The organism is Lactobacillus fornicalis, assembly GCF_055362665.1.
Map to the genome: position 1 here is coordinate 40,879 of NZ_JBLTIM010000015.1, position 12,477 is coordinate 53,355.

The following is a 12,477-nucleotide window of genomic DNA, read 5'->3' on the forward strand; positions in this document are numbered from 1 at the left end:
TTGCATACTATTGTAGCATATCTAATCTTTAAGTTATAATCTGATGCATTTTAGAGTTTCTTTAACAAGCTTTGATAATTTATTCACAGCTTTTTCAAAACTTCTAGATATATTTTTAGTCAAAAATGGATTATTGTATTAATGAGGAAATAAATAAGATGAAAATTATCAATAAATTATTAAAGTTGGGTATTTGGGTTGGATTAATCGCTTTTGCTGTCCACTTATATCAAAATGATACTTCTATACAAACTGCAGCTAAAGACTCAGTAGCTTTTTTACAAACTAAAGTTACACAGTTAGTATATCCAAACAGTAAATCAAGTGCTAATGACGATCATAATTCAACTAACAACTATACTTGGTCAAGCAATAATGCTACTGTATATATCGACTTAGATAATCAAATTTTATACAATGCTGCCGTTAATGCCATTAATAGTTGGAATAGTACTGGAGCTTTTACTTTTAAAATTGTCAATTCTAAAAAGAATGCTAATATCATAATAAAGGCAATGAATGATGATTCAACTAACGCAGCTGGATTAACAAACACTTCCTACAATCCTGTCTCTCATCACTTACTCAAGGCAGTTGTTAAACTTAATGAATATTATTTGCTAAATCAGTGGTTCGGCTATGATAATCAAAGAATTGTTAATACGGCTGAACATGAATTAGGACATGCGATTGGATTAAGTCATACTAAAGAAGTTAGTGTAATGTATCCTGAGGGTTCTTATTACACAATCCAACCTAGAGATATAAGTAATGTAAAGCAACTATATGGAGAAAATAATCAATCTTCATCTAGTTCAATTAATGCAGCATAAAAATGAGGAGTAAATATGAAAAAGGTTTATATTATTCGCCATGGTCGAACTTACATTAATCACTATAATAAAATGCAAGGTTGGTGTGATACACCATTAACTAATGAAGGAATTGATGGGGCGAAAAAGGTTGCCCAAGTTCTTAAAAATATTCCTTTTGATCTAGCTTTGTCTAGTGATACTAAAAGAGCAAGCGATACTTGCGAATTGATTATGAAAGAAAATATAAATCATAATCAATTACAGCATCTGACAAGTAAGTTCTTTAGAGAACAGTTTTATGGTTATTTCGAGGGTATGGACTCTGACATGGCTTGGCGCATGATTGCGGGACCGGTAGGTTTACGTAACTTACAAGACTTACTCGATAATTATTCAATCGATGAAATAAAAGATTTAATGAAAAAATCTGATCCATATCATGATGCAGAAAACGCCCAAGAATACTGGAGCCGATTAGAACAAGGCTTAGATTTAATTCGCCAATTAGATGGGTATGAAAATATTTTACTAGTTACACATGGTTTTACCATTAGATCTCTTGTCGCGAAATATGGCAAAGGAACGTTTGATATCAAAACAGGCCCACGAAATTCATCTATTACTATGATGGAATTAACTGATACTGATACTAAAATCACTAGTTATAATCAACTTACTTTATAAAAAATAGGATTCTCCTAATAATGGAGAGTCCTATTTTTAATTAATAGTTTTCTATTTTAGAAAAATCAAAATCAGAGAACCAAACCTTAGCTTCACGTTCAGCACTTTCTTGGCTATCGGAAGTATGAATCACATTGCGAATATTATCATCTGGCCATTCTCTACCAAAATCACCACGAATAGTGCCCATCTCTGCACTAGATGGATTAGTTGCCCCAGCCATTTTATGCAATACTTCAATCACATGGGTTCCTGAAACAATTATTCCAATCATGGGACCAGAAGTCATATAGTTCAATAAGTGGGGAAAATATGGCTTACCAACACTATCAATATAATGTTCATTGAGCTGATCTTCAGTTGCATTAATCACTTTTAGTGCTTCAATTTTATAGCCACGATTTTCAATTCTAGTAATAATATCACCAACATGACCTGCTTTAACACCGTCTGGTTTAACAAGAACCAAACTATATTCATTTTGAATCATCATTTTACTCCTTCTTACAGTATACCTATCTATTAAATTAGGATACCAAACTAAGAGAACTTTGGCGATTTTCTTTAATTACTTAACCTTTTTTAAAGCAATTGACTGATACAATTTAATAGTTGCAAAGTAATAAATTAAATAAAGAAGCAAGAAAATTGTAAATGGAATCCAAAAATCTTGGTATGGCTTAATAACGATTCTCTCAAAGAGTTTTAGACCAAATAAAACATGACATAGTCCCAAAACCGCTGGCAAGAAGAACAAAATCCCTACTTCTTGATTAATAGCACTTTTAATTTGCTTATCTCTAAAGCCTAATTTGGAAAGCATTTGATATCTTATCTGATCTTTTTTAGCTCCTGTTAATACTTTAAACATTAAAGTTGATGCAAGCATTGCCAAAAAAGCAACTCCCAAAAAGAATCCCATAAACTCAAAGCCGGATACTAAACCAATTACCATTTGGTAGGCCACTGGTCGCAAAGGAACTAAGCCCTGTGAACTATCAGTTTGCTCTTCATTTAATTCTTTTAAATTGGAATAGTTTGCTCGCATGTCTTTAGTTCTTATCAATTGAAATTGCTTAACTTTTCCAGTTAATTTTTGGTATTCACTGTTTGAAACAAATTGGATTTTTTTACCAGTTTGAAGAAATTCTTGAAGCAATTCTGTCATCTGTGCTATTTCATTCTTTTTAGCGGTTAACTTCACAGTTTTCATATGTTCAATAGCATCTGACTGACTAGAAACTGCTTTTTCATCAAAAACTAGATTTACCAGAGGTGTTTTCTTAAAAGAAGATTGATTAAAATAAATCACTTTGTTAGTTTCTTTGAAATTATACCTTGCTGTTGTCTTGCCTTTAATTTCTTTTAAAAGCCGAGTAGTTTTCGCTGTTTCTTTTTGTACAACTGCATCGTAATAAGTGGTTGAGGCATATTGATTCTTATAACTCTCAAATCTCATCCCTACAGTAATTGCTCCTAAAGCAAGAGCAAAGAAGATTGAAATCGCCGCTAAAATTTGAGTATATTCTTCTATTCTGAATTTTAATTGTCCTAAAGTAAAAGAATGTAATTTTTTATAAAGTATCTGATGTCGCAATCTTAAAAAGTCAATGGCCATTCCCAAACTAGCTTTAAAGAAGAAATAAGAGCCAAAAGTAATTGTAAAGAATGAAGCGACTATGATCTTTAAATCAATATCTTTTTTTAGTAATAAAGAATATCCTGTAGCAAGTAAGCCAATCCCCAAAATTGCAAAAATAATTCTAAGGAATTTCTTTTTGGTAATCGTTACTGGAGATTGTTCTTCTTTCAGCAATTTAATAACTGGCGTTTTAGTCAACTTAATTCGATTAAAGATTGCTGCTAAAAAGAAAATAGCAATATAAAACAATACAGTATACAAAACTGCATTAAATACAAAAGATGAATATGAACTGATTTTTATTTGAATCAAGTTCAATAACATATCAGTTACAACATGACTTACCAATATTCCTAATAAAATACCTACAATCGTTGATAAAAAACCTGTAATCAACGTTTCACTAAAAATCAAATTACCTATTTTTCTCGATTTAGCTCCTAACATTAAATAGGTACCATAATCTTTCTTTCTCATACTTAATAAGAAATTATTAGCAAAATTTACATAGGCAACTGTAATAATTCCTAATAAAATAGCCCCAAAAATAAAAATATATTGAGTAATACTAATGGAGAAAGACATATTTTTTCTTAAAAAAGCTGGATTCAAAGCAAGTGACAAAAACATATAAAATATCGTACTTGAAATTACTAATCCAGAAAAAAGAACTAAATAATCTTTAAAGCGCGACTTTATGCCCGTTAATGATAATTTCCAAATCATCTTTTTTCTCCTCATTAATTTTCTAATGTACCTAACTTATCAATTAATTCTTGATAAAAATCTTTTCTTTCCTTATTCCCCTTAGCTAACTCCGAATCGATTTTTCCATCTTTGATAAAAATAATTCTTTTACCAAAACTGGCAGAGAAGGGATCATGAGTAACCATTAAAGTAGTTACCCCTTGTTCATTAAGTTCTTCCATAGTAGTCAATAATTCTCTTGCACTTTTTGAATCAAGTGCTCCTGTTGGTTCATCAGCAAGTAATATTGCCGGTTCATGAACTAATGCTCTACTTGCTGCTACTCTTTGTTTTTGTCCTCCAGATAGCTGAGCAGGATACTTATCTAATAAATCAGCTATTTCTAAACGATTGGCTACTTTCTCAACTAACGGATTTATCTTTTTAACGGGATAGTTTTGCAATGAAAGTGGCAATGCAATATTTTCGCGAACACTTAAATTCTCTAGTAAATTAAAATCTTGGAAAATAAATCCAATCTCTTTTCCTCTAAAGTCAGCCATAGCATTCTTATTCAAATTGCTAATGTCTTTTCCATTAATTTCTACTCGACCTGTAGTTGGCTTATCTAATGTTGATAATATATTTAGTAAAGTTGTTTTTCCTGAACCTGAAGCCCCCATAATAACAATAAAATCACCCTTTTTAGCTTCAAATGATATTCCTTTGAGAGCTGTAAATTGTTTTTGACCTTTCTTTCCATAAGTTTTTGTAATTTCTTTTACATTGACTAAGTTTGACATATTCTTTCCTCCTTTTTGAAATACTGTTCTATTCAAATATTACACTACAATAATAAAACGACATTGTCAATCATTTCAACTTCATTTTCACCACAAATAATCTATTAATTTGCTTCCAGTTATGAATACCCCTTAAAATAAAAATGAACACAAAGAAAGAAAGGTATCTATAATGATTGATAATCAGCCTCAAAAAACTAAAGTAGTTGTTGCTGGTGTTAACTTAAGTGATCCTAATTTTGATTATTACATGACTGAGCTTGTAAATTTATCTGAAGCTAATAATATGCTAGTAGTAGGACAAGTTAGACAAAATCTTGAGCAAATATACGGTGGTACATATTTTGGATTGGGTAAGCTTAATGAGATAAAAAACTTAGCTCATGGTTTGCATGCAACTGCAGTTGTTTTAAATGACGAATTAACACCAATGCAAATTAGAAATATCGAAAAAATAACTAAATTAGAAGTAATTGATCGAACTGAATTGATTTTAGAAATTTTTGCAAATCGTGCAAAAACTCGTCAAGCTAAATTGCAGGTTCAACTTGCTAGACTTCAATATGAACTTCCTCGCCTCCATCCTAGTGAAAACACATTAGATCAACAACGTGGTGGTGGAAGTGTTAATCGTGGTTCTGGAGAAAGTAAATTAGAATTAAATCGTCGAACAATTGATAAACAAATTACTACTATCAAAAAAGAGCTACAAAATGTAGCTACACAAGAAGAAATAAAATCAAAGAGAAGAAATAATTCTAAACTACCACAAGTCGCTCTTGTTGGTTATACTAATGCTGGTAAATCGACCACTATGAATGGATTGCTAAAAGTTTTTGGCAGCGATACTGGTAAAGAGGTATTCGTAAAAAACATGCTTTTTGCTACACTCGACACTAGCGTACGCAGAATTAATTTTGATGGAACTAACGATTTCATTATTTCTGATACTGTAGGCTTTATTTCTAAATTGCCACATAATTTAATTGAGTCTTTTAAAGCCACATTAAAAGAAGCAAGTGATGCAGATCTGATTGTAAATGTTGTCGATAGTAGCGATTCAAACATGCTTCAAATGATTAAAACTACCCAAAAAGTTCTTCATGAAATTGGAATTACTAATGTTCCAATTGTAACAGCATATAATAAAGCTGATTTAACAACTAAAAAATTTCCAGAAATTGAGGGAAATGATATTTTATATAGTGCCAAAGATAGTGAGTCAATTAAGGTTTTAGCAAAATTTATCACTAAACGTGTTTTTTCTAATTACAAGTCTTTAAATATTAAGTTGCCACTTAATGCTGGCGCCTTGCTATCCTATTTACATGAAAATGGTGATGTTAAAAAGGAAGAATATACCAATACCGGGATTTTAATTACAGTAAAACTATCTCCAAAAGACTATTCCAAATTTTCCATATACAAACAAAAAAGCGAATGACACATTCGCTTTTTTAATTTGTAATCTTAATGTAATTAATGCAACACTATTGTAACAATTAGAGGTATAATGAATATGAAAAGTTGAGGAGACACATTATGAAAAAGTATACAAAAATAACAATGCTAACTAGCGTTGCCCTACTAACGTTAACACTGGCTACTAATAATCATTCTGTATATGCTGCTGACTTTAGTCAGGAAGAAAGCCAACAAGTAGTCGACTATCAGAAGCAATATCAAGCAATCGATAAATCAACCTATTCAAATCAAAATATGTATGATTCTACGCCTACAGACACTGATTCTGGCAAACTAAACTCTCAATATATAAAAACTTCTTTAGATTATATTAACTATTATCGGAAACTAGCTGGATTAAATGCTGAAACTACAACAGATTCTGCAAATAATGATGCACAATTGGCAGCTTGGGCTTTGGCAAAAGTTAACTACCCCGTTTCTAAAGATGCTCATGGAATTTTAAATACCCAAAAGCCAGAAGGAATGACTGACAGCGATTGGGATAAAGCACAATTAGCTAGTTTTGGAAATATTACATTTACCCATAATTATGACGGTTCATCAAACCCTGAAACAGATGTTAACAGCCCGTTTTTAGATAACAATAATATTGATGGTACTGCACTAACTGGACATCGGGATTTACTATTATCTGCTCGTGCGAGCAGAATAGGTTTTGGTGCAGCTATTGGGACTAATAAAATTAAATATACAGTCCAAAATGAGGTTTTTGCTGATGATTTACTAAAAAGCAATATTTGGGCTGATGTTTCATTTCCGAGCAAAGAACTTTATCCTATAGAATTGTTGCAACACGAGAACACACCTTGGTCTATTTATTTAGGAAATACAGAAGTAGTTGGTACACCAGTGATTACTATCACAGATAAAGATACTGGAAAAACTTATACAGCTACTAATGTCAAAAATCTCGGAAGATTTAATTGGGCATATGGCTATAAAACCACTATTGATTATATGCCTACTGGGGTTGAACTAGTATTAGGACATGAGTACCTAGTTAAAGTTGGCAATGTTTATTCATATAGTTTTAAATTATTTAGTCAGCTAGGTAATGGAGTACCTGTGACTAAACTTCCTCAAACAGTTACCAATCAAAAAACGAAGCCTCTCCAAATTCAAAAAAGCACTTTTGAAAATAAATCTAACATTAAATCATCTGTAAAATCACAATTAATAAAAAGCTCTAATGCAATAGCTAGCCAAAAAACATTGCCACAAACTGGTAATAAGTCTTGGCTTCTAGCTTTAATGGGATTCTTATCTATTACATTGGGACTGGCAGTAGGTAAAAAATATAATTAATTTTATACAAAAAAGGCATCTAAAAAGATGCCTTTTTTAATTTCGTTATATTTTATTATAATACACGCTTAGCAACTGATGGGTAGAAGTATTGGCTAATACTTTGCTTAATAACACCTTGACTAGGAGTAGCTGCGTGAATGTATTGCCCATTACCAACATAAATACCTACGTGATAAGGTGCACTTGCTGAACCCCAGAACAATAAGTCTCCTGGTTGTAAGTTGTTCATTGAAACGGTTGTACCGTGATTTACTTGAACATAAGTTGTGCGGCCAAGTGAAATGCCAACTTGTGAATATACATAGTTTACTAAACCAGAGCAATCAAATGCTGATGGACCATTTCCACCCCAAACATAAGCTTTACCAAGTTGTGCTGAAGCTAATGATACAACCTTAGCTGCTGATGAAGTAGTTGCTTGAGTAGTGTTAGATGCTGATGAACTTGAACCATTATTTGATGAAGCACTTACGTTTGAACTTGAGCTAGTATTTGATGAACCACCAAGAGTATACTTAGCCATAATCCATTGTGCACCACCTAAGTTGTACCACAATTCACCATTTGAATCAGTTGCTTCTGCGAAAACTCTCCAGCTTGAACCATGTGGTAAAATTTTACCAGTAAGCTCTGGATTATTATAATTGTTCCATACAGCAATACCATAGCCTGGAACATAATTTACAGTGGCAACTGAAACACGAGGCTGTGATACCTTGCTTGTTGATGAATCTGAAGAACTAGCATCAACAGTGTACTTAGCCATAATCCATTGTGCACCACCTAAGTTGTACCACAATTCACCATTTGAATCAGTTGCTTGTGCAAATACTCTCCAAGCAGTACCATGTGCTAACTTCTTACCAGCAATAAGTTCTGGATTGTTGTAGTTATTCCATACAGCAATACCATAACCAGGAACATAATTAATCTTTACTGCATATGGTAAAGTTGCAGCGTGTACAGAAGTAGGCGCATTTAAAGTGTTTACAGTTGCAACACCAGCTAATGCAAATGCAGTTGCAGCAGAAATCTTAGCTAAATTACGTTTAAAATTCATAAATATAATTTCCTCTCAAAAATCTTCGGTAGCGAGTTTTTAAAGCTACATATTTTGTTTCTCAATTAATTCAGTATTTATAATACAAGAGCAATGTTACACGAGTGTTACAAAATTAAATCTTTAGTGTTAAAAAACATTACAAAGGCAGGCTTGTATGTAACAATATCTAATTTTTTCGTAACTTAGTTATGATTTTATCGATTTTTCTTTGCGTTTCTTCTAAATTATCATTAATCAAAATATGGGAATATTTTTTTAAGCCTTCACTTAATTGGAGATCTCGCTTAAATTCGCGGCTATTAATTCTTTTTAGAATTTCAGTTGGCTCATCACCACGCTCCACAAGTCTTTCTTCTAAAGTATCTAAATTTGAAACTTTTAAGTAGATAAAATAAAACTGATTTGGTTGCAACTTTTCAACATAAGATTTCACACCAGCTGTATCTACAATTATTGAAACAATATCACTAGTTTCCCATGCTTTTTCTAAGCCTTCTCTACTTGAACCATATTGATATGAGCCATATTTAACGCTTTCAAATAAGTGAAGCTTTGAAAAACTTTCTTCAGTTTCAAAATAATAAGCTTCTTTATTTTCACCTGGCCTGATTGCTCTTGTAGTATGCGTTAAAACACGTGGAATTTGATATTTTTCTTCTAAATAGTCAGATATTGTGGTTTTTCCTGCTCCACTTGGTCCTGCAATTATAATTAATTTTTTCAAAAATAACTCTCCCCGCTTGAAATTCATTAACTTATATAATAGTATTTCACTATCGTTGAAATAAAAAGAGAGAAAAGGCGAGAAAATGAAAAAAAATGATGTAAAAATCGGAGCAATTGTTGAAGCAAGATCTCAAGAAGAATTGAAATGTCCATTCCAAGGTAAAGTAGAAAAGATTTATGAAAATTCTGCATTGCTATCAATTACTTCTTTTGATCCTAAAGATGCAGCTTCAGTTAGTGATTTAAATAATAAAATGGTAATTAATTTTAAATATTTAAAAGCAGTAAAATCACCGAAAAAGTCTGCAAAGACACCTTCAAGCAATGATGTTAAGATTTCTAAAATTGATGATGATTCATCAAATAAAAAGTAAATATTTTCTATTTAGCATAATCTGAGGTCTTAAATTAAGGCCTTTTTTTTGTTAACATAAATGTAACTTCTATGGTGAGGAGAATACCTGTGAATAACAAAATAAAAAAGAGTCTGTATTGGTTTATATTATTGCAACCATTTTTAGATTTTTATTGGTTTTATAACCCACCTCTTTCAACTATCCTACCTTTTACTTTTCCAACAATAATTCGAATCTTTGCAGTTGCAACCTTGTTGGGGATGTTTTTTAGTAAAAAATATCATTGGCAAAAAATAGGTAAGCACTGGTGGATAATAGCTTACACAATAGTTTTAATTATATATTCTGCACTTCACATTTGGCATGTCAAATCTTTTGTTAGTGTTAATCCTAATGATTACGGATATACAACTACAGGAGAAATATTTTATCTAATTAGAATGTTTTTACCTATTGTTGTTCTTTACATAACAGCTAACTCTAATACAGAAAAAAAAGACTTCGTTCGCGTTATTCAGAGCTTAGTAGCTTCAATATCAATTACTATTGTATTAAGCAATTTATTCTTAATATCATTAATGTCTTATGGTAATCAATTCATTCAAGGAAATATTTTTTCTTGGTTTAGTGGGAAAAGAATGAGCTATTTTCTTTTAGCTTCTAAGGGTTTTTTTAACTTTGCCAACACAATAAGTGCAATCTTATTTATGTTATTACCACTAATGCTCTATATACTAGTAACCCAATTTAATTTAATAAATGTTATTCTGTATATTTTTCAATCACTCGCAATGCTAGAATTAGGTACAAAAGTAGCAGCATATGGACTAATAATTTCAAGTGCTATATTTGTATTTCTTTATTTAATTCATCATTTTGTTTTTAAAAACATTAAAATCAACAATTATGCTATAAGTATTATTGTTTTAGGTACACTCGCTACCGGCTTAATTTTTCCTTTTTCCCCTGCGATTCAACGTGGTAATTTCGAAGAAAAAATTACTGAACTTCGTTCAAATAAAAAAAATCACATAAAATCACATAAACAAGTTGATGTCAGTCAAACTTTAAAAGAAGGACTTAAAAAGCATTCTGGTAAAAAAAGGGAAAAATTCTTAAAAAATTTCTTTGCTAAATACAGTGATTTTTATTCACTTAACTCACGATTTGTAAAACAAAGTTATTCATATAAATATGATCCTGAATTTTGGCTAGAAATCATAAAATTGCCCGTTCAAGATAGAATGAATAATCGCCTTATTGAGCAAAAAATGCTGAATCAAGTACTAAAAACTAACAATAATAAACTAGATAAATGGTTGGGGATTTCTTATGTTAGAGAAACTAATATCTTTAATCTTGAAAGAGATTTTATCGCCCAAACATATTCATTAGGCTTAATAGGAATGATAATATTTGTAGGTATTTACCTAGTAATATTAATCTATGCTGGATTTAAATGGATTATTAATTCTCAAAATAGATCCTTCTTAAATTCTTGCTTACTAACATCTAGTAGCTTTTTGATTTTTTCTTCATACTATTCTGGAAATGTAATGGACTTTTTAACAGCCACTTTAATTCTAAGTTTTATTATGGGCTATCTATTGAAAAGTTTAAATACTACAAAAAAGGCCGCTTAACGCGGCCTTTTTTAATTCTTAACTTCTCTAACAAAAGTAGAGTCGGGAACTCTTATTAAGTAATATCTAAGTGCGGTTCTCCCCACATGTAAGCCCAATCCATTTTGCCAAGTGTTTTTATATTTGGCCTCATAAATAGCAACGTAAGCCTTTTGATATTTAGTATCATATTTTGCTAACACTTGCTTGGAATATGGTAATTTTTGCGCCACTGTATTTAACGCTACACTACCATCAGAAATAGTTGCCCAATCACTTGTTACTGAATATTGATTTCCCTCAGTAAAGAAACTATATCTTTGATACAATTTCTTTTTTTGTACCGAATTACTAGTCACATAATATGAGCGATCTGATGCTGAAGATAGCACTAATGGCTTGTATTCAATACTTTGTTCAATCTGACTTTTTACAGTTAAACTAGGATTGTCAAAGAAACTATTTTGGATCTGTATAAAAAGACCTATTAATAATATTAATATTTCCAAAAAGTCTAATCCCAAAGTACGCCAAGTAAAATGTTTTTGCTGCATGACTATCATTTTTAAATGTCGTTTTCGGATATGATACGATATAAAAATTAAATAGCCTAAAAGAACTAACCAAACTAATATACCCAGCCAATTCCAATTAAACATAAGCTAATTCCTCCTTGTAACTTTTAGTATAAGTTACTTGGCATTCATAAAAAAGAAAAAATCATGATTAAAATCATGATTTTTTCTTTGTTTTTTCTTTTGTCTTTTTAGCCGATACAGTTTTTTCAGGCTTAACATAATTACGAACATCAACTAACTTTTGATTAATTAAATCAGCAAAATGATCCGCAATTATTTCTTCATTTAAATCATCTACTCCAGCTAGTTCTTCAATCCAAAATTTAGAAGCATTTATATATTCACTAGAAACTTCAAAATAAATTTTAACTGGCAATGGTTCGTCAGCAGAAACAAAATTTCCAATTTTTTTGTAATTGGCATATGGCAAATTAACCACATTAGTTTCTAAAATAAAACTAGCTGGTCTTTGTCCTGTTACATCAAGTTGTACATGAGCTAGAGAATTATGCTTCAATGCTGCTAAAACTTGTTTTACTAAGTTCTGACTGATAGTTTTCACTTTTGATTTAGTTAATGCCGAATATTTCTCTGTTTCAAGATCTTGAATATAATCTTCATTTTCAATTTTTTCTAGTAGGTCTTTTAATAGTATTTTCAAAGCTTAACCTCTTTAATGTATCAAATATACGCGTGGTGCTAGTT

Annotated in this window: 13 protein-coding genes; 6 read left to right on the top strand and 7 right to left on the bottom strand. The window is 31.1% G+C overall.

Features of this window, described 5'->3' with window-relative positions:
- Nucleotides 1–158 precede the first annotated feature (158 nt).
- On the top strand, nt 159–833 hold the full coding sequence (locus ACNDLV_RS04125; protein ID WP_006587600.1) for a matrixin family metalloprotease: 675 nt from the start codon (nt 159–161) through the stop codon (nt 831–833).
- A 15-nt stretch (nt 834–848) separates the two neighbouring features.
- Nucleotides 849–1,499, top strand: a complete 651-nt coding sequence (locus tag ACNDLV_RS04130) for a histidine phosphatase family protein (RefSeq protein ID WP_006586262.1) — start codon at nt 849–851, stop codon at nt 1,497–1,499.
- Between the two features lie 40 nt (nt 1,500–1,539).
- Here ACNDLV_RS04130 and ndk read toward each other — a convergent pair whose 3' ends face one another.
- The 3 genes from ndk to ACNDLV_RS04145 all read right to left on the bottom strand — a co-directional run bounded on the left by ndk (nt 1,540) and on the right by ACNDLV_RS04145 (nt 4,631).
- On the bottom strand, nt 1,540–1,989 hold the full coding sequence (gene ndk, locus ACNDLV_RS04135; RefSeq protein ID WP_006587599.1) for a nucleoside-diphosphate kinase: 450 nt from the start codon (nt 1,987–1,989) through the stop codon (nt 1,540–1,542).
- 78 nt (nt 1,990–2,067) lie between these two features.
- Nucleotides 2,068–3,867, bottom strand: a complete 1,800-nt coding sequence (locus ACNDLV_RS04140; protein WP_022091393.1) for an ABC transporter permease — start codon at nt 3,865–3,867, stop codon at nt 2,068–2,070.
- A gap of 14 nt (nt 3,868–3,881) precedes the next feature.
- Complete coding sequence (locus ACNDLV_RS04145) at nt 3,882–4,631, bottom strand: ABC transporter ATP-binding protein (protein ID WP_006587598.1); 750 nt, start codon at nt 4,629–4,631, stop codon at nt 3,882–3,884.
- A 172-nt stretch (nt 4,632–4,803) separates the two neighbouring features.
- Here ACNDLV_RS04145 and hflX point away from each other — a divergent pair, with 172 nt between their 5' ends.
- Both hflX and ACNDLV_RS04155 read left to right on the top strand, forming a co-directional pair.
- The gene (hflX, locus tag ACNDLV_RS04150; protein ID WP_006586258.1) at nt 4,804–6,075 is read left to right on the top strand and encodes a GTPase HflX; all 1,272 of its coding nucleotides are present in this window, start codon (nt 4,804–4,806) and stop codon (nt 6,073–6,075) included.
- 98 nt (nt 6,076–6,173) lie between these two features.
- Nucleotides 6,174–7,424, top strand: coding sequence for a CAP domain-containing protein (locus ACNDLV_RS04155; RefSeq protein ID WP_498882931.1), 1,251 nt, complete (start codon nt 6,174–6,176; stop codon nt 7,422–7,424).
- A 55-nt stretch (nt 7,425–7,479) separates the two neighbouring features.
- Here ACNDLV_RS04155 and ACNDLV_RS04160 read toward each other — a convergent pair whose 3' ends face one another.
- Entirely contained in the window at nt 7,480–8,193 is a 714-nt protein-coding gene (locus ACNDLV_RS04160; RefSeq protein ID WP_373369256.1) for a C40 family peptidase, read from the bottom strand.
- A gap of 463 nt (nt 8,194–8,656) precedes the next feature.
- Complete coding sequence (locus ACNDLV_RS04165) at nt 8,657–9,241, bottom strand: guanylate kinase (protein WP_006586255.1); 585 nt, start codon at nt 9,239–9,241, stop codon at nt 8,657–8,659.
- A gap of 58 nt (nt 9,242–9,299) precedes the next feature.
- Between ACNDLV_RS04165 and ACNDLV_RS04170 the strand changes: the two genes are divergently transcribed.
- Together ACNDLV_RS04170 and ACNDLV_RS04175 are read left to right on the top strand one after the other, a co-directional pair.
- Entirely contained in the window at nt 9,300–9,590 is a 291-nt protein-coding gene (locus tag ACNDLV_RS04170; RefSeq protein WP_006586254.1) for a hypothetical protein, read from the top strand.
- Between the two features lie 89 nt (nt 9,591–9,679).
- Nucleotides 9,680–11,215, top strand: coding sequence for an O-antigen ligase family protein (locus tag ACNDLV_RS04175; RefSeq protein ID WP_006587595.1), 1,536 nt, complete (start codon nt 9,680–9,682; stop codon nt 11,213–11,215).
- 11 nt (nt 11,216–11,226) lie between these two features.
- Here ACNDLV_RS04175 and ACNDLV_RS04180 read toward each other — a convergent pair whose 3' ends face one another.
- Both ACNDLV_RS04180 and ACNDLV_RS04185 read right to left on the bottom strand, forming a co-directional pair.
- Nucleotides 11,227–11,853: an LVIS_2131 family protein gene (locus tag ACNDLV_RS04180; protein ID WP_006587594.1), complete on the bottom strand. Its 627-nt coding sequence runs from the start codon at nt 11,851–11,853 to the stop codon at nt 11,227–11,229.
- Nucleotides 11,854–11,926: 73 nt separating this feature from the next.
- Nucleotides 11,927–12,433: a hypothetical protein gene (locus ACNDLV_RS04185; protein WP_006586251.1), complete on the bottom strand. Its 507-nt coding sequence runs from the start codon at nt 12,431–12,433 to the stop codon at nt 11,927–11,929.
- Between the last annotated feature and the right edge of the window lie 44 nt (nt 12,434–12,477).